The sequence below is a fragment of the Phenylobacterium sp. genome (genome assembly GCF_035309685.1).
In the GTDB taxonomy this organism is placed as follows: domain Bacteria; phylum Pseudomonadota; class Alphaproteobacteria; order Caulobacterales; family Caulobacteraceae; genus Phenylobacterium.
This window is the reverse complement of the sequence record NZ_DATGEX010000007.1, coordinates 16,701-39,138: the sequence shown is the minus strand read 5'-3', so window position 1 is coordinate 39,138 and position 22,438 is coordinate 16,701. Positions and strand designations below refer to the sequence as shown.

17 protein-coding genes are annotated in these 22,438 nt (G+C 71.4%); 10 read left to right on the top strand and 7 right to left on the bottom strand.

Annotated elements, in window-relative coordinates; genetic code table 11:
• The first annotated feature begins 87 nt into the window (after positions 1 to 87).
• From VKQ35_RS01530 to glpK, 3 genes are read left to right on the top strand one after another with little or no spacing between them, the layout of a single operon-like run.
• Complete coding sequence (locus VKQ35_RS01530) at positions 88 to 1,350, top strand: sigma-54 dependent transcriptional regulator (RefSeq protein ID WP_324358278.1); 1,263 nt, start codon at positions 88 to 90, stop codon at positions 1,348 to 1,350.
• Positions 1,340 to 2,545, top strand: a complete 1,206-nt coding sequence (locus VKQ35_RS01525) for a HAMP domain-containing sensor histidine kinase (RefSeq protein ID WP_324358276.1) — start codon at positions 1,340 to 1,342, stop codon at positions 2,543 to 2,545. The genes VKQ35_RS01530 and VKQ35_RS01525 overlap by 11 nt, the downstream gene beginning before the upstream one ends.
• A 58-nt stretch (positions 2,546 to 2,603) precedes the next feature.
• The gene (glpK, locus tag VKQ35_RS01520; protein WP_324358274.1) at positions 2,604 to 4,100 is read left to right on the top strand and encodes a glycerol kinase GlpK; all 1,497 of its coding nucleotides are present in this window, start codon (positions 2,604 to 2,606) and stop codon (positions 4,098 to 4,100) included.
• Here glpK and iolB read toward each other — a convergent pair.
• From iolB to VKQ35_RS01500, 4 genes are read right to left on the bottom strand one after another with little or no spacing between them, the layout of a single operon-like run.
• Positions 4,097 to 4,903 carry a 5-deoxy-glucuronate isomerase gene (gene iolB / locus VKQ35_RS01515; RefSeq protein ID WP_324358271.1) on the bottom strand — a complete coding sequence of 269 codons (807 nt, stop codon included), beginning with the start codon at positions 4,901 to 4,903 and terminating at the stop codon, positions 4,097 to 4,099. The genes glpK and iolB overlap by 4 nt on opposite strands.
• 1 nt (position 4,904) lies before the next feature.
• A complete protein-coding gene (gene iolE, locus VKQ35_RS01510; protein ID WP_324358269.1) occupies positions 4,905 to 5,804 on the bottom strand; it encodes a myo-inosose-2 dehydratase in 900 nt (299 codons plus the stop codon).
• 2 nt (positions 5,805 to 5,806) lie between these two features.
• Positions 5,807 to 7,642: a 3D-(3,5/4)-trihydroxycyclohexane-1,2-dione acylhydrolase (decyclizing) gene (gene iolD / locus VKQ35_RS01505; protein WP_324358267.1), complete on the bottom strand. Its 1,836-nt coding sequence runs from the start codon at positions 7,640 to 7,642 to the stop codon at positions 5,807 to 5,809.
• Positions 7,639 to 9,576, bottom strand: coding sequence for a bifunctional 5-dehydro-2-deoxygluconokinase/5-dehydro-2-deoxyphosphogluconate aldolase (locus VKQ35_RS01500; RefSeq protein WP_324358265.1), 1,938 nt, complete (start codon positions 9,574 to 9,576; stop codon positions 7,639 to 7,641). Before VKQ35_RS01500 ends, iolD begins: the two co-directional genes overlap by 4 nt.
• A gap of 94 nt (positions 9,577 to 9,670) precedes the next feature.
• Between VKQ35_RS01500 and iolG the strand changes: the two genes are divergently transcribed.
• The 7 genes from iolG to VKQ35_RS01465 all read left to right on the top strand — a co-directional run bounded on the left by iolG (position 9,671) and on the right by VKQ35_RS01465 (position 19,069).
• The gene (gene iolG, locus VKQ35_RS01495; RefSeq protein WP_324358264.1) at positions 9,671 to 10,651 is read left to right on the top strand and encodes an inositol 2-dehydrogenase; all 981 of its coding nucleotides are present in this window, start codon (positions 9,671 to 9,673) and stop codon (positions 10,649 to 10,651) included.
• Positions 10,652 to 10,658: 7 nt separating this feature from the next.
• Complete coding sequence (gene pyk, locus VKQ35_RS01490) at positions 10,659 to 12,098, top strand: pyruvate kinase (protein ID WP_324358262.1); 1,440 nt, start codon at positions 10,659 to 10,661, stop codon at positions 12,096 to 12,098.
• A 10-nt stretch (positions 12,099 to 12,108) separates the two neighbouring features.
• The gene (locus VKQ35_RS01485) at positions 12,109 to 14,379 is read left to right on the top strand and encodes an alpha-N-acetylglucosaminidase (protein WP_324358260.1); all 2,271 of its coding nucleotides are present in this window, start codon (positions 12,109 to 12,111) and stop codon (positions 14,377 to 14,379) included.
• A 10-nt stretch (positions 14,380 to 14,389) separates the two neighbouring features.
• Positions 14,390 to 15,505 carry an acyltransferase family protein gene (locus VKQ35_RS01480; RefSeq protein WP_324358258.1) on the top strand — a complete coding sequence of 372 codons (1,116 nt, stop codon included), beginning with the start codon at positions 14,390 to 14,392 and terminating at the stop codon, positions 15,503 to 15,505.
• Positions 15,506 to 15,614: 109 nt separating this feature from the next.
• A complete protein-coding gene (locus VKQ35_RS01475) occupies positions 15,615 to 16,001 on the top strand; it encodes a hypothetical protein (protein ID WP_324358256.1) in 387 nt (128 codons plus the stop codon).
• 41 nt (positions 16,002 to 16,042) lie between these two features.
• A complete protein-coding gene (gene gnd, locus VKQ35_RS01470; protein ID WP_324358254.1) occupies positions 16,043 to 17,026 on the top strand; it encodes a phosphogluconate dehydrogenase (NAD(+)-dependent, decarboxylating) in 984 nt (327 codons plus the stop codon).
• Positions 17,027 to 17,125: 99 nt separating this feature from the next.
• Positions 17,126 to 19,069, top strand: coding sequence for a DUF3604 domain-containing protein (locus VKQ35_RS01465; RefSeq protein ID WP_324358253.1), 1,944 nt, complete (start codon positions 17,126 to 17,128; stop codon positions 19,067 to 19,069).
• On the opposite strand, the gene VKQ35_RS01460 is transcribed toward VKQ35_RS01465, so the two are convergent.
• From VKQ35_RS01460 to VKQ35_RS01450, 3 genes are read right to left on the bottom strand one after another with little or no spacing between them, the layout of a single operon-like run.
• Positions 19,066 to 20,478, bottom strand: a complete 1,413-nt coding sequence (locus VKQ35_RS01460) for an amidohydrolase family protein (RefSeq protein WP_324358252.1) — start codon at positions 20,476 to 20,478, stop codon at positions 19,066 to 19,068. The genes VKQ35_RS01465 and VKQ35_RS01460 overlap by 4 nt on opposite strands.
• A complete protein-coding gene (locus VKQ35_RS01455; protein WP_324358250.1) occupies positions 20,475 to 21,500 on the bottom strand; it encodes a CoA transferase in 1,026 nt (341 codons plus the stop codon). The genes VKQ35_RS01460 and VKQ35_RS01455 overlap by 4 nt, the downstream gene beginning before the upstream one ends.
• Complete coding sequence (locus tag VKQ35_RS01450; RefSeq protein ID WP_324358249.1) at positions 21,497 to 22,438, bottom strand: enoyl-CoA hydratase/isomerase family protein; 942 nt, start codon at positions 22,436 to 22,438, stop codon at positions 21,497 to 21,499. Before VKQ35_RS01450 ends, VKQ35_RS01455 begins: the two co-directional genes overlap by 4 nt.

Genomic DNA, 22,438 nt, shown 5'->3' with positions numbered 1-22,438 from the left:
CGTAAACTAAGTCACCGTTTTTATTGGGGTTTCTCGCGTGGCTGCGCGGCGTTCGCCCGCTTTCGGACGAGGTGTTCGTTTCCGGACATGGTCGAGGGTCTGTCAAGTGAAACCGGCGCCAGCGTCCTGTTCGTCGACGACGACCCGGACGTCCTGACCTCGGCCCAGGTATTGCTGGAGCGGAACGGCTTCCGCTTCTTCGTCGCCCGCAGCCCGGCGGAGGCCTGGAGCGTGCTGGCGGCCGAGCCGATCGACGTGATCCTGCTCGACCTCAACTTCGCCCGCGGCGCGACGTCGGGGGCCGAGGGCTTCGCGTGGCTGGCGGAGATTCGCGCCCACGACCCCGACGCGGTCGTCGTGGTGGTCACCGGCCACAGCGGCATCAACATCGCCGTCGCCGCCATGAAGGCCGGCGCCAGCGACTTCGTCATGAAGCCCTGGAACAATCCGCGCTTCCTGGAGACCGTCCGCGCGGCCGCCGCGCTCCGCCGCCGCAGCGGCGGCGACGACACGCCCGCGCTCGACGACGACCTGCTGCTGGTCGGTGACAGCCCGCCGATGAAGCGGGTCCGCGACCTGGTCGCCCGCGCCGCGCCCACCGGCGCCGCGGTGCTGATCCATGGCGAGGCCGGCACGGGCAAGGACCTGGTCGCCCGCCTGCTGCACGCCCGCTCCGGCCGCGCCGGCGCCTTCGTCCGCATCGACGTCCGCGGCCTCGGCGAAGACGCCGCAGACGCGGTCGGCGAGGCCGCGCTGGAGGCCCGCGGCGGCACCCTGTTCCTCGACGAGGTGGCCGACCTCTCCACCCCGGCCCAGGCCAGGCTGCTGGCGGTGCTGGACGCCGGTCCCGACCTGCGGCTCGTCTCCGCCACCCGGCGCGGCGGCGAGGGCCTGATCCGGCTGCGCGACGACCTGCTGGGCCGGCTGAACACCGTCGAGATCGCGCTCCCCACCCTCGCGGCGCGCGGCGACGACCTGACCCTGCTGCTGGAGCATTTCGTCCGCCTGTTCGCCCGCCGCTATGACCGTCCGCCCAAGCCACTCGACACCTCGGCTGTGGAGATGCTGCGCGTCCAGCCGCCGCCCGGCCAGGTCCGCGGCCTGCGCCAGGCCGCCGAACGCGCCGTGGTCCTCTCCGAGAGCGACGTCCTCACCGCCGCCGACTTCGCAGCCCCCGCGTCCGGCGCCGAACGCCCCACCGGAGCCCCCGACTTCAACCTCTCCCGCTCCGAGCGTTCCATGGTCGAAGCGGCGCTCAAGCGGCACGGCCACAACGTCAGCCAGGCGGCCCGCGACCTGGGCCTGACGCGCGCGGCGCTCTATCGGCGCATGGTCAAGCATGGGCTCTAGGCGCTTCTGGACCGGCCTCTTCGCCCAGGCCATCGTGTTCGGCTGCGGCGCCGTGGCGATCCTCGCCTGGCGCGCGACGCTGCCGGCCAACGCCCTGCTGTTCGCCATCGCAGGCGCGGCGGCCGCGGTCTGGCTGGCGGGCCGGGTCGGCGGCCCCGACGACGCCGGCAAGCCCGAACCCGAGATCCCCACCGAGAACCTCGACCGCGAGCGAGCGCGGCGCACTCTACAGGCCTTCCTTGACCAGGCCCCGACGCCCTTGGTCACCTGGCGGCGCGGCGAGCCCGCCAACGCGGTCAACCGCGCGGCGCGCCGCCTGTTCCGCACCGACGACGTGCTCACCGGGCCGGCCGCCGAGCTGGTGGCCGCGGCCCTGGAAGGCTCGGCCGACAGCCGGCGCACGGTGCGCCTGACCGAAGGCGGCGTGGCGCGGACCTACGCCATCTCGGTGGCCGACGTGGTGGGCGCGGGCGGCGCGCTGCGGCTGGCGGCCCTCACTGACATCGAGGCCGAAATCCAGGCCGCCGAAGCCGCGGCGCTTCGCGAACTGCTGCAGGTGCTGAGCCACGAGCTGATGAACTCGCTGACGCCGCTCGCCTCCCTCGCCCAAAGCGCCGCCGAGGCGCTGGCCGACGAGGACCCCGCCGACCTGCCGGTGGTGCGCCAGTCCGTCGAGGTGATCGCGCGCCGCGCCGAGGGGCTGCACCGCTTTGTCGAGGCCTATCGCCGCCTCGCGCGCCTGCCCGCCCCGGCCCCGCGCCGGGTCAGCCTGACCGACCTCATGAACGAGGCGGGGCAGCTCTTCGAGACCCGCTGGGCGCCGCTCGGCGTGCGCCTCGACCTCACCCGGCCCAAACCGGACATCCTGATCCGCATCGACCCGCACCTCACCGCCCAGGCGCTCCTGGGCCTGATGACCAACGCCGCCGAAGCCGCGCTGGCCGGCAAGGCCGCGACGCCCACCGTCCGGCTGTCGGCCCACGCCTCCGGCGATGGCGCGGCCATCTCGGTCGAGGACAATGGCCTAGGGGTGCCCGACGACCAGGCCGCCGACGTCTTCCGCCCGTTCTTCACCACCAAGCCGGAGGGCGCCGGCATCGGGCTCAGCCTCGCGCGCCAGGCCATCGTCAGCCAGGGCGGGCAGCTCTTGCTGGAGCCGTCGGATGAGGGCGCGCGGTTCCTGATCGCCTTCTGATGCGGGGCCGCTTGAGCTGCTGTAGAGATTCCGTCCCGCTTCGCTGACCGGACGCGCCATGACCCGCTACATCGCCGCCATCGACCAGGGCACGACCTCCTCGCGCTGCATCGTCTTTGACCATGACGGCGCGATCGTCGCGGTGGACCAGAAGGAGCATCGGCAGATCTTCCCAAGGCCCGGCTGGGTCGAGCACGACGCCGAGGAGATCTGGACCAACGTCCAGGCGGTGGTGAAGGGCGCGCTCGCCAAGTTGAAAATCACGGCCAAGGACCTGGCCGCCGTCGGCATCACCAACCAGCGCGAGACCACGGTCCTCTGGGACAAGGCGACCGGCAAGCCGGTTCACAACGCGATCGTGTGGCAGGACACCCGCACCGACCGCCTGGTCCGCGAGCTCGGTGGGGCGCGCGGCCAGGACCGCTTCCGCGACCTCTGCGGCCTGCCGCTCGCGACCTATTTCTCGGGCCCGAAGGTCCGCTGGCTGCTGGACCATGTGGACGGCCTGCGCGCGCGCGCCGAGGCCGGCGAGGTGCTGTTCGGCACCATGGACAGCTGGATCATCTGGAAGTTGACCGGGCGCCACGTCACCGACGTGACCAACGCCAGCCGCACCATGCTGATGAGCCTGAAGACCCTGGACTGGGACGACAGCCTGCTCGCCGCCATCGGCGTGCCGCGCGCCATGCTGCCGGAAATCCGGCCGTCGTCGGAGGTCTATGGCGAGGCGTCTGGCGACCTGGCCGGCGTGCCGGTGGCCTCGGCGTTGGGCGACCAGCAGGCGGCGCTGTTCGGCCAGACCTGTTTCGCGCCCGGCGAAGGCAAGAACACCTACGGCACCGGCAGCTTCCTGCTGGTCAACACCGGCGGCAAGCTGGTGCACTCGAAGAACGGCCTGCTCACCACCGTCGGCTACAAGATCGGCGACCAGCCGGCGGTCTACGCGCTGGAGGGTTCGATCGCGGTCACCGGCTCGCTCGTGCAGTGGGTCCGCGACAACCTGGGCTTGATCGACAAGGCCTCCGACATCGAGGCGCTCGCCCGCACGGTCGAGGACAACGGCGGCTGCTATTTCGTGCCGGCTTTCTCCGGCCTCTTCGCGCCCTATTGGCAGTCGGACGCCCGCGGCGTCATCGCCGGCCTCACCGGCTACATCACCAAGGGCCACATCGCCCGCGCGGTGCTGGAAGCCACGGCCTGGCAGACCCGCGAGGTCGTCGACGCCATGAGCGCCGATTCCGGCGTGGCGCTGACCACCCTGAAGGTCGACGGCGGTATGACCGCCAACGAGCTCCTCATGCAGTTCCAGGCCGACGTGCTGGGCGTGCCGGTGGTGCGGCCCGTGGTGCCGGAGACCACCTGCCTGGGCGCAGCGTATGCTGCTGGGTTAGCCGTAGGGTATTGGCCCGACATCGAGAGCCTGCGCGCCAACTGGAAGAAGTCCGCCGAATGGACCCCGGCCATGGCCGCCGACGAACGCAACCGCCACTACCGCAAGTGGAAGAAGGCCGTGCAGCGGACCATGGCCTGGCTGGACGCCGACGACGAAGGCTAGGGTTTGCGCATGATCCAGTCGTGGGCGGGGTCGTTGCGGAAGATCCACTGCCGCTTCGGGCCGGCCATGACGTTCAGGTAGTAGAGATCGTAGCCGTGCGGCGCGCCGACCGGATGGTAACCTCGCGGCACCATCACCACGTCGCCATCCTCCACCGCCATGGTCTGATCCAGACTGCGGTCGTCCGTGTACACTCTTTGGAAGGCGAAGCCCTGCGGCGGGTTGAGACGATGATAGTAGGTCTCTTCCAGCGCCGTCTCCTCGCCGGCCGTGGCGGTGTCGTGCTTGTGCGGCGGATAGCTCGACCAGTTGCCGCCCGGCGTGATCACCTCCACGACCAGCAGGCTCTCCGCGGGCTCGGTCTCCGGCAGGATATTGCGCACATGCCGCGTGTTGGTCCCCGACCCGCGCACCTCGCGGCTCATGGCCTCGGCGGCGATCTCGCGAGGGGCGCCGGCGCCGGCGGCGGGCGCGGTGCAGACGGCAAGCTCGACCGGGCTCGCCGCCGTCACGGTCCAGGCCGCGCCGCCCGGAGCGTAGACCGCGGCTGGCGCCCGATCCTCGAACACGCTGGCGCGGCCGCCGAGCCCTGCGAAGGTCTGGCCGCCGACGCTGATGTCCGCCGCCCCGCTCAGCAGCACCAGACAGGCTTCTCGCCTGGCCTCGCCGCCGGTCGCGGTCTGGCCGGCCGCCAGTTCGATCACCTTGAAGCCCACGTGGTCCCAGCCGGCGCTCTTGGGCGTCACTTCCAGCACGACGCCGTCAGCGTCGGGGGCGTGCTTGCGGACCAGCAGGTCGGTCATCTCAGGCGGCCTTCTTCAAACCGGCGGCGGCGGCTTCGCGCTCCAGGGTCGCGAGGCCCAGCTCGGCATATTTGCGCGGATCGTAGATCGCCGGGTCCTGCTCCGCCTCGATGATGATCCAGCCGGCGTAGCCGATGTCGGCCAAGGCGCGCATCACCGCGCCATAGTCCAGCGCGCCGTCCCCGGGGACCGTGAACATGCCGGCCAGGACCCCGTCCAGGAAGCTGCTGCCCGCCGCCTTCACGCCGCTGAACACGCTGGTTCGGACATCCTTGCAGTGCACATGGGCGATGCGTTCGGGGTGAGCGCGGATCGTCGCGACCGGATCGACACCGCCCAGCGCCGCGTGACCCGTATCCAGGGTCAGTCCCACCGCCGCGCCCGTCGCCCGCAGAAAGCTGTCCAGGTCGTCCGGCCCCTCGACGACCGTGCCGAGATGATGGTGGTAGGCGAACTTCAGGCCCTGGCTCTGGATGTACTCGGCAAAGCCGGTCACCCGCGGCCCGAACAGCTTCCAGTCGGCCGCGTCGAGACGCGGCGTCTGGCTCAGCGGGACCGTGCGCTGGCCGTGGATGGCGTTGCTGGTCTCGGCGTGTACGAAGACGGTCGAACCCAGGGCTTTCAGCAGCGTCAGGTGGGCCTGCGCCGCGGCGATCTCGGCGTCTACGTCGCGGGTCAGCAGTTCGCCGGAATACCAGCCGCCGACCAGGTCCAGGCCGTAGCCGGCGAGGAGCGGCTTCAGCACCGTCGGATCGCGCGGGAACTTGCCGCCGAGCTCGACACCGGCAAAGCCGATGTCGCGGGCGTCGGCCAGGATGGTCTCGAGCGGCGTCTCGCCGCCCAGCTCCGGCATGTCGTCGTTGACCCAGGCGATCGGGCTGACCCCGAAACGGATACTCACACTCAATCTCCCCGGCGCTGGTTCTGCCTGGCGGCGTCGTAGTCGGCGCGGGCGGCCCGCACCTCGGCCCGCTGCGAGACCTCCGGAACCGCCACATCCCACCAGGCGCCGCCGGCTTCTGTGGACGCCAGCGGGTCGGTGTCGATGACCACCACATAGGTGCGGTCAGACGCGCGGGCACGGCCCATGGCGGCCTCGAACTCGGCGATGCCGCTCACCTTCTCCGAGCGCGCGCCGAGGCTTGCGGCATGGGCGGCGAAGTCGACCACGGGCGCCGCCTCGTCCAGCAGGTTGTTGAACGCAGCGCCGCCTGTCCCGGCCTGCAGACGGCTGATGCAGCCGAAGCCGCGGTTATCCAGCACGGTGACGATCAGCTTGGCGCCCATGGCCACCGAGGTGGCGATCTCGGAATTCAGCATCAGGTACGAGCCGTCGCCGACCATGACCACGACCTCGCGGTCGGGCGCGGCAAGCTTCACGCCCAGGCCGCCGGCGATCTCATAGCCCATACAGGAAAAGCCGTACTCCACGTGGTAGCCGCCAGGCTCGCGCGTGCGCCAGAGCTTGTGCAGTTCGCCCGGCAGGCCGCCGGCGGCGCAGACCACGATCGCGCCCTCGTGCACGGCGCGCCAGACGGCGCCGATCACCTGGGCGTCGGAGGGCAGTTCCGCATCGGTCACCGCCATGGCGGCGTCGGCCTCGTCGGTCCAGAGGGCGATGGCCTCGGCGGTGCGGTCGCCCCAGGCCCGCGGCGCGCGCCAGTCGCCGAGCACGGCGGCGAGCTGGTCCAGCACCGCGCCCGCATCGCCCACCACCGGCTCGGCGCTGTGCTTCACGGCGTCGAAGGTGGCGACATTCACCTGGACCAAGGTCCGGTCAGGATTGGCGAACAGGGCGCGCGAACCGGTGGTGAAGTCCTGCAACCGCGTGCCGATAGCGACCACGAGGTCGGCTTCCGCGGCCGCCGCATTGGCGGCGCTGGAGCCGGTGACGCCGATGGCCCCCAGGGCCTGGGCGTGGTCCCAGGTGAGCGCGCCCTTGCCGGCCTGCGTCTCGGCGACCGGAACGCCGGTCCGCGCGGCGAATTCGGCGAGCGCCGCCTCGGCCTTGGCGTAGAGCACGCCGCCGCCGGCCACGATCAGCGGCGCCTTGGCGGCCCGCAGGCGCCTGGCCAGGGCCTCGATCTCGCGTGGGTCCGCCGGCTGGCGGCGCGTCAGCCAAAGGCGGCGGCGGAAAAACGCTTCCGGCCAGTCATAGGCCTCGGCCTGAACGTCCTGGCAGAAGGCCAGCGTCACCGGCCCGCAGTCGGCGGGATCGGTCAGCACCGCCAGGGCGCGCGGCAGGGCCGCGAGCAGCTGCTCGGGCCGGACGATGCGGTCGAAGTAGCGCGACACCGGGCGGAAGCAGTCGTTGGCGCTGACCGTGCCGTCGGCGAAGGCCTCCACCTGCTGCAGCACCGGATCGGGCGCGCGGCTGGCGTAGACGTCGCCCGGCAGCAGCAGCACCGGCAGGCGGTTCACGTGCGCCAGCGCCGCGGCCGTCACCATGTTGGCAGCGCCCGGCCCGATGGACGTGGTGCAGACCATGGCGCGGGCCCGGCGCATCTGCTTGGCGTAGGCGATGGCGGCGTGGGCCATGGCCTGTTCGTTGTGGGCCCGGAAGGTCGGCAGCACGTCCTGGGCGGCCTGCAGCGCCTCGCCGAGCCCCGCGACATTGCCGTGCCCGAAGATCGCCCAAACCCCGGCGAAGAACGGGACGACGCCGCCGTCGACCTCGACATCCTGCGCCGCGAGATAGCGCACCGCGGCCTGGGCCGCCGTCAGCCGAACCGTGCTCATGCCGCCTGCCCCACAGCCGCCCGCGCGCGCCGCCAGCCCTCGACCAGGGCCGCCAGATTGTCGGCCAGCACGGTCACCGCCGCCGCATCGTCGATCTCGCCGGCCAGCCAGGCCCGGGCGGCCTCGGCGAAGATGGTTCGGCCGACCGCGAAGCCTTTGACCACCGGGATATCGGCGACCGCCGCGAAGGCGGCCAGCAGAGCCTCCGTCGGCTGCGACAGGCCCAGCAGCACCACGCCACGGCAGAAGGGATCGCGGCTCTCGATAACCGCGGCCACGCCGCGCCAGGCGGCCGGATCGTCCAGCGGCTCGAGTTTCCACCAGTCCGGCTTGATCCCCAGGCCGTAGAGGCGGTCCAGGGCGCGGGCGACGGTCGTGGCGTCGCTCGGCATCTCGGCGGGCAGGATGATCTCGACCAGCAGCTCGTGGCGGGTCTTGCGGCAGGCATCGAAGAGGCGGGCAAGCTGCCGCTCCTGCCGCTCACGCAGGTCGGGTTCGTCGTCCGGATGATAGAGGCACAGCACCTTCACGACGTGGTTGAGCGGCCATTCGGCGATCTCGGTGGCGACATCGGCCGAACATTCGAACGCCAGCGGCCGCGACCTCGGAACCTCGATGGGCCGGCCGATCCAGTAGGGACGGTCGGCCGCCGCAGCGAGGGCGTCGAAGCCGAAACGGCCGTCGAGCAGGATGCCGAAACTCGGATCGCCGCCAGCGACCCGATCGAGCGCGGCCAGAGCCAGGCGTTTGAAGGCAGGGACGCGGGCGAGATCGGCGCCCAGGTCGCGCGCCATGTCCTCGAACTGGCTGCGATGGTCGATGGCGAGCACGGTGAGCTGATCGTAGGTCCCGGCCCGCGTCGTCGCCCAGTGGATGTGCTCCAGCTCGGCGTCCTGGCGCAGGCGGAACGGGCGCTCGCGCATCGCCAGGAACGCCTGCATCTCCGGCCAGGTCGGCATGGCGGGCGCGCAGCCGTGGCGGGAGACGACGATGGCGCCCGCGGCGTTGGCGAGCTCACAGCAGCGCTCCAGCGGCTCGCCCCGCAGCCAACCCCGCAGGAAGCCGCTCATGAAGGCGTCGCCGGCGCCCAGCACGTTGAACACCTCGACCTTGAAGCCCGGACCCGCCACGCCGTCATCCAAACTGCCGGGGATCGCGCCCGGGAAGGCCGAGCAGCCCTCGGGCCCGCGCTTGCAGACCAGCAGCGCATCTGTCCGTGTACGGATAGACCGCAAAGCGGCGACGGTGTCGGTCGAACCGCCGAGGATGTGCATCTCCTCTTCCGTGCCCACGACTAGGTCGCAGGCCGGCAACACCTGCTGCAGGATCGCCGTCACCGCCTCGTGCGCCACGAAGCGGTCCTCGCCCATGTCGCGCGCCGTCAGCCCCCAGAGGACCGGACGGTAGTCGACGTCGAACACCACCTTGCCGCCGGACGCTCGCGCCAGTTCGGCGGCCTTCATCGAACAGTCGCGGACGCCGGGTTGCGACAGGTGGGTTCCGTTGACAAGCACGGCGCGGGCGGCGCGCACCTGGGCTTCATCCACGTCGGCGGCGGTCAGCGCCATGTCGGCGCAGGCCTCGCGGTAGAAGATCAGCGGGAAGCTCTCGCGGTCGCGGATGCCCAGGATCACCAGGGCGGTCAGCCGCGCCGGGTCGGCGATCACGCTGGCCACGTCGACGCCCTCGCGGACCAGCTGCTCGCGGATGAACCGGCCCATGTGGTCGCCTCCGACCCGGGTCAGCAGCGCGGTCTTCAGTCCCAGGCGCGCGCCGCCGATGGCGGTGTTGGTCGGGCTGCCGCCGACGTACTTGGCGAAGGAGCCCATGTCCTCCAGCCGACCACCGACCTGCTGGCCGTAGAGATCGACGCTGGAGCGGCCGATCGCCAGAAGGTCGAGGGTTTTGCCGTCGCTGGACACGTCTGGGGACACTTCGGGGGCGCCATGACCGCGCATTGGCGCGTGCTGGAATCTGTAGTCCACGATACGTGAGCTCTGCGCAACGTTTCGAGGCCCCGCCACCGCCATGTTCAAGATCGCCCTGCTCGGCGCCGGCCGGATCGGCAAGATCCACGCGGCCAACGCCATGGCGCACCAAGCCCTGACGCTGAGCCACGTGGTGGACCCGGTGGCGGCGAGCGCCGAGGCGCTGGCCGCCGAGACCGGCGCTGCCGTGGCCGCTCTGGAAACCGTGCTGGCCGACGGCGGGGTCGACGGGGTGATCGTCGCCAGTTCCACCGACGCCCACCTCGACCACTGCCTGGCTGCGGCCGCCGCCGGCAAGGCGATCTTCTGCGAGAAGCCGCTGGACATGGACCTGGGCCGGGCCCGCGCCGCGGCCGCGCAACTCAGGGACGCCCGCCTATTCCTGGGCTTCAACCGCCGCTTCGACCCCAGCTTCCGAGCCCTGAAGGCGCGGCTAGACGCAGGCGCGGCCGGCGCGCTTGAAACCCTGCAGATCACCAGCAACGATCCCGCGCCGCCGCCGGTTTCCTATGTGAAAGTCTCCGGCGGCCTCTTCAAGGACATGGCCATCCACGACTTCGACATGGCCCGCTGGCTGCTGGGCGAAGAGCCGTCGGAGGTGTTCGCCTGGGGGAGCTGCCTGGTGGACCCGGCCATCGGCGAGGCCGGCGACATCGACACCGCGCGCACCATGCTCAAGACCGCGTCCGGCAAGCTCTGCGTGATCGCCAACAGCCGCCGCTCCGGCTTCGGCTACGACCAGCGGATCGAGGCCTATGGCGCGGCCGGCATGGTCCGCGCCGACAACGCCACCGAGAGCACGGTCCAGGTCTGGCGGGAGGACGGCGCGGCGGCCGACCGGTTCCAGAACTTCTTCCTCGACCGCTACGCCGCCGCCTACCGCGCCGAGATGGCCCATTTCGCCGACATCCTGGCCGGCAAGGCGGAGCCGGCGATCGGCTATGCGGACGGCGTCGCGGCCCTCGCGCTCGCCGAAGCAGCGGCTCAGTCCTTGAAGACTGGCCGCCCGGTCAGTCTATAAGGCCTCCATGGCTCACCCTCCCCGCCAACGCCGGATGAAGATCGTCGCGACCCTCGGGCCCGCGACCTCCGACCTCGAGCGCATCGACGCGCTGTTCCGGGCCGGCGCCGACGTCTTCCGGCTGAACTTCAGCCACGGCGCGCAGGAGGACCACGCTCGCAACGTCGAGGCGATCCGCCGCGTCGAGAAGAAGCTTGGCCGCCCGATCGCGATCCTGGCCGATATGCAGGGGCCGAAACTGCGGGTCGGCCGCTTCGCCGCCGGCCACGTGGTGCTGCAATGGGGCCGGCCGTTCCGACTGGACCTGTCGCCGCAGCCGGGCGACGGCTCGCGGGTGCAGCTGCCGCATCCGGAGATCATGGCCGCGGCCTCGGTGGGCTACAGCCTGCTGCTCGACGACGGCCGCATCCAGCTGGAGGTGGTGCGCCAGACGCCGGAGTATCTGGAGACCCGGGTGACGGTCGGCGGCCGGCTGTCGGACCGCAAGGGCGTCAACCTGCCGGGCGCGATCCTGCCGATCCCGGCCTTGACCGTGAAGGACCGCTCCGACCTCGCCTTCGCGCTGGACTGCGGCGTCGACTACATCGGGCTTTCCTTCGTGCAGCGGCCGGAGGACGTGGCCGAGGCGCGCGAGCTGGTGAAAGGCCGCGCGCACCTGATGTCGAAGATCGAGAAGCCGCAGGCGCTGGAGAAGCTCGACGAGATCTTCCAGCTTTCCGACGCGGTGATGGTGGCCCGCGGCGACCTCGGCGTCGAACTGCCGCCCGAGGACGTGCCGCTGATCCAGAAGCGGGTGATCCGCGCCGCCCACCGCTGGGGCAAGCCCGTCGTCGTGGCGACCCAGATGATGGAGAGCATGACCGAGCAGCCCTCGCCGACCCGGGCCGAGGCCTCGGACGTGGCGACCGCGGTGTTCGACGGCGCCGATGCGGTGATGCTGTCGGCCGAGACCGCCACCGGCAAGTACCCCATCGAGACCGTGCGGATGATGGACCGGATCCTTTCCCGCACCGAGCGCGACGAGGACCTGCGCGCCACCCGCGCGGCCATGCGCCCGACCCCGGAAAAGTCCTCCGCCGACGCCATCTCGGTGGCCGCACGCCAGGTCGCAGAGACCATCGAGGCCAGCGTGATCGTGGCCTTCACCACCAGCGGGGTCACGGCGCTGAGGATCGCGCGCCAGCGGCCGGACTGCGTGATCCTCGGCCTGACGCCGTCGGTGGAGACCGCACGCCGCCTCGCGCTGCCGTGGGGCGTGCACCCGCTGGTCTGCGAAGGCACCTTCACCATGACCGAAACGGTGGCCATGGCGACCCAGCTGTCCTCCCGCGCCGGGATCGCCCGGCGGGGCGACGAGATCGTGGTGGTGGCCGGCGTGCCCTTCGGCAAATCCGGCGGCACAAACTCGCTCCGCGTGGCGCGCGTCGGCGCCGTCTCGCGGGACTGAGAGCAGGGCCGTGGCGCCCTCACGCCGCGAGGCGCTGGTCGGGTCGCTGAGCGCGGGGCTCGCCGCCGCGACGCCCGCTCTGAGCGCCGGCGCAGACGCCGCGCGAGGCGTGCTGACGCGCCTGTTCGGGCCTGCCGCCGGCAAGATCAGGCTCTCGCTTGAGCCGCCGGCTGCGCGACCCTGGTACGCCGCCGAAGGCCGCGGCGGGACGCTCGCCGTGCGCGGCGACGGCCCCGTGGCCCTGGCCCGTGGCGCCTACGCCGCCATGCGTCAGCTCGGAGCGGCGCAGGTGAGTTGGGACGGCGACCGCGTCGCCCTGCCCAAGCGCTGGCCCGACATCGCCAGCGGCCGGGTGGAGAGCCCGTTCGCCCACCGCGCCTACCTGAACACCTGCACCTTCGGCTACACGACGCCCTGGTGGGGCTGGCCGCGCTGGGAGCGCGAGATCGACTGGATGGCGGTCCACGGGATCGACATGCCGCTGGCCATGGAGGGCCAGGAATACGTCTGGCGCGCGCTGTGGCGTGAGATGGGCCTGACCGAAGGGGAACTGGCTGAGTATTTCTCCGGCCCGGCCTTCACGCCCTGGCAGCGGATGGGCAATTTCGAGGGCTACCGTGCGCCCTTGCCCGCTGCCTGGATCGATAAGAAGCGCGACTTGCAGCGCCTGATCCTGGCGCGCATGCGCGCCCTCGGCATGAGCCCGATCCTGCCGGCCTTCGGCGGCTATGTGCCCAGGGCGTTCGCGCAGAAGAACCCCGCGGCGAAGATCTACCGCATGCGCGCCGGCGCCGGCTTCCACGAGACCTACTGGCTCGACCCCGGCGACCCGCTGTTTCCGAAACTCGCCGCGCGCTTCCTGGCGCTCTACAGCGAGACCTACGGCCCGGGGACCTTCTACCTCGCCGACTCCTTCAACGAGATGACCCCGCCCATCGCGCAGGATGGCTCCGACGCCGGCGGCGCCTTCAACGATGCGGCCGGCAAGGTCGCCCAGGCTAAGGCGCCCGTCGATCCGGCGCTGAAGGCGAGGCGCCTCGCCGCCTACGGCAAGGCGATCCACGACGCCTTCCAGCAGGCTCAGCCAGACGCGGTCTGGGTGATGCAGGGCTGGCTGTTCGGCGCCGACCAGGCGTTCTGGACGCCCGACGCCATCGCCGCCTATTTCAGCCAGGTCCCCGACGACAAGCTGATGGTCCTCGACATCGGCAACGACCGCTATCCGGATATCTGGCGCAGGGCCCGCGCCTTCGGTGGCAAGCGCTGGATCTACGGCTACGTGCACAACTACGGGGCCAGCAACCCGGTCTACGGCGACCTCGGCTATTACCGCACCGACCTGGCGGCGCTCACCGCCAGCAAGGACACCAGGGCGCTGGCTGGTTTCGGCCTGTTCCCCGAGGGCCTGCACAACAATTCCATCGTCTATGAGGCCGCCTACGACTTGGCCTGGAACGCGGGCGGCGCGTCGCAAGGCGACTGGCTCTCGGCCTATGCGCGGTCGCGGTATGGCCGCACGAGCCCCGAGTTGGACGCCGCCTTGGCGAAGCTGGCCGACAGCGCCTATCGCACCCGCTACTGGACGCCGCGCTGGTGGGACAACCGCGCCGGCGCCTACCTGTTCTTCAAGCGTCCGACCGCGACGATCGTGAACTTCGAAGGACACCCGGGCGACCGCGCCGAGTTGGACGCGGCGGTGCGGGAGCTTACCCGCCTCGCCCCGCAGCTTGCGGGCGAGCGGCTCTTCGTCCTCGATCTGGTCGACGCGGTCCGCCACCTGGTCAGCGAGCGCGTCGACCTTCTGCTGATCGAGACGGTCTCGGCCTACCGACGCGGCGACCTTGCGGCGGGCGACGCCTCGCGCCGCAAGGTCGAAGACCTGGCGCTCGGCCTCGACGCCCTGCTGGGCGTCCAACCGCAGACGCTCGCGACCTGGATCGCCGAGGCCCGCGCCTATGGCGACGCCCCCGCCGACGCCCGGGCCTATGTCCTGAACGCCAAGGCCCAGGTCACCATCTGGGGCGGCGACGGCAACCTCAACGACTATGCGTCGAAGGCCTGGCAGGGCCTCTACCGCGACTTCTACCTGCCGCGCTGGCGCCAGTTCCTGGACGCCCTGCGCGCCGCCGGAACCGGCCCTTTCGACGAGGCCGCCGTCGTCGCGACGATCACCGGCTGGGAGCACGCCTGGGTCGGGCGCGACACCGCCTACGTCCGCGAGCCGCCGGCCGATCCCGTCGCCTCAGTCCGGGCGCTTCTCGCCACGCTGGATCGCGCCTAGGCTCGGCCCCATGGCCAAGCCGGCTGAGCGCTTCCTGTCTCTGGATGTCTTCCGCGGCCTCGCCGTGGCCCTGATGATCGTCGTCAATACGCCGGGACCGGGCGCGCAGCCCTTTCCCTGGCTGGTCCACGCCAAGTGGTTGGGCTTCACCGGCGCCGACTGGGTCTTCCCGTCCTTCCTGTTCGCCGTGGGCTGCGCCATGGCCTTCAGCTTCAGCAAGCCGGCCACGCACGGGCAGTTCGCGCTGAAGGTCCTGCGGCGCACGGCCCTGATCTTCCTGCTGGGCTTCCTGATGTACTGGTACCCGTTCGTGCATCGGGACGGCGGGGTCTGGAACCTTAGCCCGCTCGCCGACACCCGGATCATGGGCGTGCTGCAGCGGATCGCGCTCTGCTACGGGCTGGCCGCCTTCGCCGTCCGCTACCTGTCCGTGCGGATGCTGGCGGCGCTCTCGATCCTGCTGCTGGCCGGCTATTGGGCCGTCCTGGTCGCTTACAATCCCGTCGACCCGTTTTCCAAACTCGGCAACGCCGGGGCCCGGCTCGACCTGCTGGTCCTGGGCCAAAGCCACCTCTATCGGCGCGGCGGCGGCTTCGATCCCGAGGGCCTGCTGGGAACCCTGCCGGCGACGGTCAACGTCATCGCGGGCTACCTCACCGCACGCTACCTGACCGGCGCGGCCGACCGACGGCAAGCCGTGCCCCGAATGGCCGTGGCGGGCCTGGTCCTGATGCTGGCGGCGCTCGCCTGGAACCCGCTCTTTCCCATCGCCAAGAAGCTCTGGACCGGCAGCTTCGTCCTGCTGACCGTAGGCTCGGACCTGGTCATCCTCGCGGGGCTCGCGGCCCTCCTCGAAGGCCGTCCGCCGAACCCGGCCAGCCGCTTCTTCGAGGTGTTCGGGCGCAATCCCCTGGTGATCTACCTGTTCTCCGAGCTCTTCGTGACCACCCTGCAGCAGGCCGAGGTCGCGCCGGGCGTCGGGCTCTACGACTGGGTGGGCGAGACCCTGTTCCAGGCGGCGGTTCCTGGGCCGATCGGCTCTCTCCTCTGCGCCATCGCCTACACCCTGGTTTGCTGGCTGCTGGGCTACGTGCTCGACCGGCGCGGTGTCGTCGTGAAGCTCTGACCCGCGCGTCTCCGCGAAGAGCCCTAATCGAATCTTAGCCAATTCAGCGTCTTGCTCTGCGCAATCGTTTGCAGCGCCCCTAAGCGGTTATTCGGGCGGGAGACACGGCATGTCTATGACCAGGACCAGTACGCGCAGGATCATCGGGGACCATTTCGAGCCCGACGCGGCGATGGATCCGAAGGCCCAGCGCGCCCTGCGCGGGCATCTCGAGCAGATCGACTACATCGGCTACGCGGCCAATCTGAAGGTGATGAGCGCCACGCTCGCCGGCATCGACACCAAGAAGTTCGAACGCCTGGCCCTGGCCACTGCCCAGGCCCGCGCGCTCTGGGTCGCCACCGGCATCGCGCTCAGCGAGTCCAACCGGTCCATCACCGCAGAGCAGCTCGCGGAACTTACCCGGCTGCGGACCGTCTATGAAGAACTGACCGACGTCTACGAAGGCATGCGGCGCATGGTAGAGCGCGGCTATCTCGGATTCGGCGGCGCCTAGGGCTCGCATCGCCCGGCATGGCGCCTCCTTTGGAGGACGACATGCAGCTGGGCGTCATCGGACTAGGGCGGATGGGCGGCAACATCGTTCGCCGCTTGATGAACAACGGACATGCGTGCGTCGTCTATGACCGCGACGGCAAGGCCGTCGACGGGCTGGCCCAGGACGGCGCAACCGGCGTCAAATCCCTTGAGGAGATGGTCCGGGCGCTTCAGGCCCCGCGTGCGGTCTGGGTAATGCTGCCGGCCGGCGCGCCGACCGAGGACACCGTCGTCGCGCTCGGCAAGCTGATGCAGGCGGGCGACACGATCATCGACGGCGGCAACAGCTTCTACAAGGACGACATCCGCCGCGCGCAGGCGCTGGCGCCCAGCGGCGTCACCTACATGGACGTCGGCACCTCCGGCGGCGTCTGGGGCCTCGAACGCGGCTACTGCATGATGATCGGCGGCGACAAGGCGAGCGTCGAACGGCTCGACCCGATCCTGAAGACCCTGGCGCCTGGCGCGGGCGATATCCCGCTCACCCGCCGACCGGACGGCGCGGACCCCAGGGCCATCGAGGGCTATATTCACGCCGGCCCGGTGGGCGCGGGCCATTTCGTCAAGATGATCCACAACGGCATCGAATACGGTCTGATGCAGGCCTATGCCGAGGGCTTCGACATCCTCGCCGGCAAGAACTCGCCGAACCTGCCGGAAGCTGAACGCTTCGATCTCAACCTGACCGACATCGCCGAGGTGTGGCGGCGGGGCAGTGTGATCTCCTCGTGGCTGCTGGACCTCACCGCCCAGGCCCTGGCCGGAGATTCCCGGCTCGAGGGCTACACTGGCGCGGTGGATGACAGCGGCGAGGGCCGCTGGGCGATCGATGCGGCCGTCGAGGAAGCCGTGCCCGCCGTCGTCTTGTCCGCGTCGCTTTTCGCGCGTTTCCGGTCGCGCCAGGCGCACACGCTCGGCGAAAAACTGCTCTCAGCCATGCGCTTCGGCTTCGGCGGCCATGTGGAGGTTCCGGGCAAATCCTGACGCCGCCGGATTCCGCCATCCGGAACTGATGGACGATTGCGCTGTCGCCTTCCAGGCCCGCCGCCTAGGGTTTCCGTCCTGACATGGGGCGAGATTCAGATGCATCTGCGCGCGCTGTTGCTTACCACCGCCATCGTCGCCGCCGGCGCCGCCACCGCGGCCTCCACAGACATGCCGGCCAAGCCGCCGCCTGCCCCAGCCGCCGCCAAGACCGAGCCGGCCGCGCGGCGCGCCTTTTTCGGGGAACTGCACCTGCACACGGTGATGTCCTTCGACGCCTGGACCTTTGGCACCAAGGTGACGCCGGACCAGGCCTACAAGTTCGCCCGCGGCGAGACCGTGATGGTGCCCGCCGTCCAGGTGGCCAAACAGCAGGGCCTCAATCCGGCCGGCGCCGTCCCGGCGAAGCGCGCCTGGCCGCTCGACTTCACCGCCGTCACCGACCACTCCGAATACCTGGGCGCCATGACCCAGCTCGACATCCCAGGCAGCCCCTTCTCCCAGACCTCCATCGCCAAGCAGGTCGGCGGCGGCGGCCAGCGCGCGTTCCTGCGGGCCGGCGAGGCCATGCGCGGCGGCGACACCCAGGACACCCGCGACATGACCGCCGCGGCCCAGGCCGCAGACGGCTGGAACGTCGAGATGAAGGCCGCCAACGCCAACTATCAGCCCGGCAAGTTCACCACCTTCGTCGCCTACGAATGGACCGCCTCGCCGGGCCAGGGCATCCACATGCACCGCAACGTGATCTTCAATTCCGATCACGCGCCCAACCCCTTCACCTCGGTGGATTCCAACCATCCCGAGGACCTGTGGAAATATCTGGAGGCCGTGCGCAAGCAGGGGATCGACGTGCTGGCGATACCGCACAATTCGAACCTCAGCGACGGGCGCGACTTCGACTGGAACATGTCGGACGGCCGCCCCATAGACGAGGCCTACGCCCAGGCCCGCGCCCTGAACGAGCCGCTGGTGGAGATCAGCCAGACCAAAGGCTCCTCCGACACCGCCCCGGAACTGTCGCCGAACGACGAGTTCGCCAACTTCGAGATCATGGACCGGCTCTATCGCGGCGAGACCAAGTCGGTGCTGCACGGCTCCTACGTGCGCGAGGCCTATGGTCGGGGCCTGGTGATCCAGAGCCAGGTGGGCGCCAATCCCTTCAAGATGGGCGTCGTCGGCGCGTCGGACATCCACAATGGCCTCTCCGTCAGCGACGAGAACGCCTTCGCGGGACGGATCAGCGGCCTCGATCGCAACACCATGCTGCCCAAGGGCCAGGCCGCGCGCGTGGCGCTCGGTATGAACGAGGCCGAGGGCGAGACCCGCGTGCGGCCCAACGGCCAGGCGGAGAACGAGCCGCTGCAGTTCGCCGGCGCGGCGATCACCGGCGTCTGGGCGGAGGAGAACACCCGCGGCTCGATCTTCGCGGCGCTGAAGCGCAAGGAGACCTTCGCGACCACCGGCACCCGCATCCGGCTGCGCATGTTCGGCGGCTTCGGCTTCGCGCCGGACCTGCTGAAGAAGGCCGACTGGGTGAAGACCGCCTATGCGCAGGGCGTGGCCATGGGCTCCGACCTGCCGACCGCGAAGAGCGGCGCGCCCAGCTTCGTGCTGCAGGCCATGAAGGACCCGGACGGCGCCAACCTCGACCGCATCCAGGTCATCAAGATCTGGCTGGATGGGAAGGCCTACAAGGAGGCGGTCTTCGACGTGGCGCTCTCCGGGGGGCGCAAGGACGATCCGAAGACCGGCAAGGCGCCGGCCGTGGGCAATACCGTCGACCTGACCACGGGCAAGTACGCCAACACCATCGGCGCGCCGACGCTGAACGCGGTGTGGCGCGACCCGAGCTTCGATCCGCATGTGGCCGCGGTCTATTACGCCCGGGTGCTGGAAATCCCGACGCCGCGCTGGACGACCTATCTGGCGATCGCCAACCACCTGCCGATCCCGGACAAGGCGCCCGCGACCATCCAGGAGCGCGCCTGGACCTCGCCGATCTGGTTCACGCCGCCCAAGGGCGCCCGCGCCAAGGGCTAGGCGGCGGGCCGCTCGGACCCGCGCTCATAGACCACTTCGCCGCCGACCAGGGTTGCGGCGACCCGCTCCGCGTCGGGCTCGACGAGCGCCTGCGCCAGGGGCGTCGTCAAGAGGCAGAGGTCCGCCGCTGCGCCGACCGCCACGCGGCGCGGTGGACCGCCTGGATCCTCGAAACCGCCCAGCCAAAGCCCCAGTGCGCGAGCAGGAGCTACGCCCTCGCCCGCGCCGACCGTCTGGCCTAGGCGCGTTCGCCGCGCGGTCGCCGCGGCGATGGCGAGCCAGGGATCGGGGCTCGAATAGGGGGCGTCGGAACTGCCGGCCACGGACACGCCGGCGCCAAGCAGGCTGTCGATGCGGTAGAGGCTGTCCTGGTCGGCGGCGGCGACCTCGGCCAAATAGCGGTCGCCGCGTTCGAGTATGAAGCCCGGCTGGGTGACAACCGTCAGCCCGAGCGCCTTGAGGGACCCGATCGCGGCCTCCGGGATGAGCCCGCCATGCTCGATCCGGTCGCCCGGCGCCGCGCCGGCCGCCTCGAACGCCGCCAGCGAGACCGCCAGCTCCACGGCGGTGACGCAGTGGATCGCGACGCGCCGGCCCCAGCGGCGCGCCAGGCCGATGCGGGCGGTCAGGTCGTCGAGGTCCGGCAGGTCGTGCTCGTCCAGCAGCACCTTCACCGGCCCCACCATCACGCCGGGCTGGGCGCAGAGTTCGCCGGCGCTCATCAGCATCAGCCGCTGCGGCAAGGCGCCGGCCCGGCGCGCGGCGGCCAGCAGATCGGCTGCGGCGGCGTCGGTGGTGGCGCTGGCGTCGGTCAGGCCAGTGACTCCACAGGCCGCGAAAACCCGGCCGATCGGCGCGAGCGGCGGCGGGGCTGAGCCGATGCGGGTGCGCAACCAGTCGTCGCCGCGCCAGATGCGTCCGGTGGGCCGCCCGGCTTCGTCGATCTCGACGCAGGGCGGCGGCGGTTCGGCGCCCAGAACGCGCTCCAGAGCCAGGCTGTTCAGCATCCAGAGCGCGCCGCTGCGGTGCTGCACCCGCAGCGCATGACCAGGCGCCAGCCGGTCGAGTTCTGCGGCGCCCAAGACGCCCGCGACACGCTCGTGATAGCCGGTGGCCCGCAGCCAGGCGCCCGGCGCCCGCCCAGCCGCTGCCGCGCCGATCCGCTGGGCCAGGTCGGCGGCGGCTTGGGCCGTGTCGAGCGCGATGGAGTCCGCCTGCGCCGCCAGCGCCAGCAGGTGAACGTGATGATCGATCAGGCCCGGGATCAGCCCCCCGCCAGCGCCGTCGAGCTCGGGCCCGCCGCCCGCCAGGCTGCGCCCGATCGCTGCGATCCGGCCGCCATCGAGCCGCACGTCCAGACCGCCGACGCCCTCCACCTCGACATTGCGCAGGGTGAGCCGCCCGCTCATACCGCGGCCTCCAGTCCAACCCGAGCGGCCACGCCCGCAGCGGTCCGCGCCATGGCCACGTCGACCAGTCCGCCACCGCCCTGGGCGAGCGCCTTGAGCGTCCCGGCCGCCGCGGCGAGTCCGGTCAGAGGGTCGGCGAGCGCGTCGCCCATGAACTCCGGCCGTCCGTCGCGCCAGCGGACCAGGCCTCCGGCCGCGGCGGCGTCGTCGCCGAAGGCCACGCGATGGCTCAGCGGCCCCTCCCAGCCGTAGCCAGTGATCGCCGTCCAGACGAGACCGGGATTGGCCGCGAACACAGCCTCCGGCGGAAGGCCGAGCTGGTCGAAGGCGCGTGGCCGGGCGCTGGTGATCAGGACATCGGCCCGGCCGATCTCTTGCCTCAGCCGGTCAAGGTCGTTCGGATCGGAGAAGTCGAGGGCAAGCTGGCCTTTGCCGCTGTTCAGCTCGGCGAAGAAGCCGGGGGTCGAGAGCCGCGCGACGTCGGGCCGCGCGGCGCTCTCGATCTTGCGGACAGCGCATCCGGCCCGCGCCAGCAACGCGCCGCAGAGCGGGCCGGCCCAGAGGCTCGAGAGGTCGATGACCCGCAGCCGCCGCGACCCCGGCTGGGTCGCACCTGCGCCGGACCGGCGGAACGGCGCGTCGGCGCCGGCGGCCCGAACCGCGCCGACGACCGCGACCGGCAGGCCCAGGCGCTGTGCGTCCTCGGCCAGGCGCACGGCGGGTCGGGTCCGGGCCGCCGCCTTGATCGCCGCCCACGGCTCATCATCCAGGCCACAGCCAATCCAAGCCGGGACCGCCGCGCGATCGTCCTCGCGCGGCAGGTTGACCGCGATCCAGCCGTCGGCGGCGCGCACCATGCGGCAGCTGCCGTTGGGGGAGCGCTCGCCGGGCGTCGCCAGGGTCATCCAGGGGGCGCGGGCGTCCAGCACCGCCTCACTCACCTCGACGCGGGTCCCCAGCGCCGCCGAACCGGCCGCGATCTGCTGGCCGAAGCGGCGCACCGCGGCGGCGAGCGCGCTCACGCCTTGGCCTCGATGGCGTCGACCAGGCCCCAGGCCAGCGCGGTGGCGGCGTCGATAGCGCGGCCGCTAAGCGCCATGTAGCCGCACCGCTCGCGCCCGATACGGCGCGGGATCGTCGCCGTGCCACCGGCCCCCGGGATCAGGCCCATCGACACTTCCGGCAATCGAAACCACGCGTCCCGCGTGGCTGTGACGCGAGCCGCCCCGGCCGGGATCTCGATGCCCGCGCCGATGCAGGGGCCGTGCAGCCGCGCGGTCAGCCGCCCACCCAGCGCGTGCGCCAGGCGGGCCGGCGATTGCTGCACGCGGACGGCGTGAGCGAGCGCCAGGTCGGTCGCCTGGCCAAACTCGTTGAGGTCGCCGCCGGCGCTGAACGCCGGACCCTGGCCGGCCAGGATCACGGGGCCAGCGTCGGGATCGACCAGCGCGAACTCCAGCGCCTCGACCAGTTCGTCGCGCAGCCGCGCGTTGACCGCGTTGCGCGCCTCGGCGCGCGCCAGCGTCACCATCAGCCCGTCCTCGCCGCGCGCCAGGCGGACCCAGGGCGCATCGGCGGCCAGGCCGGCGGCTCGGGGCCTCGCGCGGACCGGCGTCGCCGCGCGCCAGGCGGCGAACTCCGCGCCGCCGAGCAGGGTCGAATAGGCCAGCGACTCCGCCACCAGGGCGTCCTCGAACGGCAGGGCCAGCGACATCCGCAGCACCTGGATCAGGACCGCTGTAGCGATCGGCCGGGCGACGGCCGCTGCGGAAAGCTCGTCGACCTGGGCGTCGAGATCGGCCGCCTTGACCCCGACCCAGGGCGCCGGCGGATCGGGGTCGGCGGTGAGCGCGATGTCGGCGCCGCTGGGCGTCGGGCGTGGTCCCGCGCGATGGACGCCGAGGCGAAGCGCGCCGTCCGCGAGCTCGACGATCTCCCAGTCGGCGCCGGTCGCGCGCAC

What these genes read in the sequence shown, in the direction of transcription:
- VKQ35_RS01480 (WP_324358258.1), top strand. Translation starts at nt 14,390, where the DNA reads ATGGCCAAGCCGGCTGAGCGCTTCCTGTCTCTGGATGTCTTCCGCGGC.
- glpK (WP_324358274.1), top strand. Translation starts at nt 2,604, where the DNA reads ATGACCCGCTACATCGCCGCCATCGACCAGGGCACGACCTCCTCGCGC.
- iolB (WP_324358271.1), bottom strand. Translation starts at nt 4,903, where the DNA reads ATGACCGACCTGCTGGTCCGCAAGCACGCCCCCGACGCTGACGGCGTC.
- VKQ35_RS01460 (WP_324358252.1), bottom strand. Translation starts at nt 20,478, where the DNA reads ATGAGCGGGCGGCTCACCCTGCGCAATGTCGAGGTGGAGGGCGTCGGC.
- iolG (WP_324358264.1), top strand. Translation starts at nt 9,671, where the DNA reads ATGTTCAAGATCGCCCTGCTCGGCGCCGGCCGGATCGGCAAGATCCAC.
- pyk (WP_324358262.1), top strand. Translation starts at nt 10,659, where the DNA reads ATGGCTCACCCTCCCCGCCAACGCCGGATGAAGATCGTCGCGACCCTC.
- VKQ35_RS01465 (WP_324358253.1), top strand. Translation starts at nt 17,126, where the DNA reads ATGCATCTGCGCGCGCTGTTGCTTACCACCGCCATCGTCGCCGCCGGC.
- gnd (WP_324358254.1), top strand. Translation starts at nt 16,043, where the DNA reads ATGCAGCTGGGCGTCATCGGACTAGGGCGGATGGGCGGCAACATCGTT.
- VKQ35_RS01525 (WP_324358276.1), top strand. Translation starts at nt 1,340, where the DNA reads ATGGGCTCTAGGCGCTTCTGGACCGGCCTCTTCGCCCAGGCCATCGTG.
- iolD (WP_324358267.1), bottom strand. Translation starts at nt 7,642, where the DNA reads ATGAGCACGGTTCGGCTGACGGCGGCCCAGGCCGCGGTGCGCTATCTC.
- VKQ35_RS01475 (WP_324358256.1), top strand. Translation starts at nt 15,615, where the DNA reads ATGTCTATGACCAGGACCAGTACGCGCAGGATCATCGGGGACCATTTC.
- VKQ35_RS01530 (WP_324358278.1), top strand. Translation starts at nt 88, where the DNA reads ATGGTCGAGGGTCTGTCAAGTGAAACCGGCGCCAGCGTCCTGTTCGTC.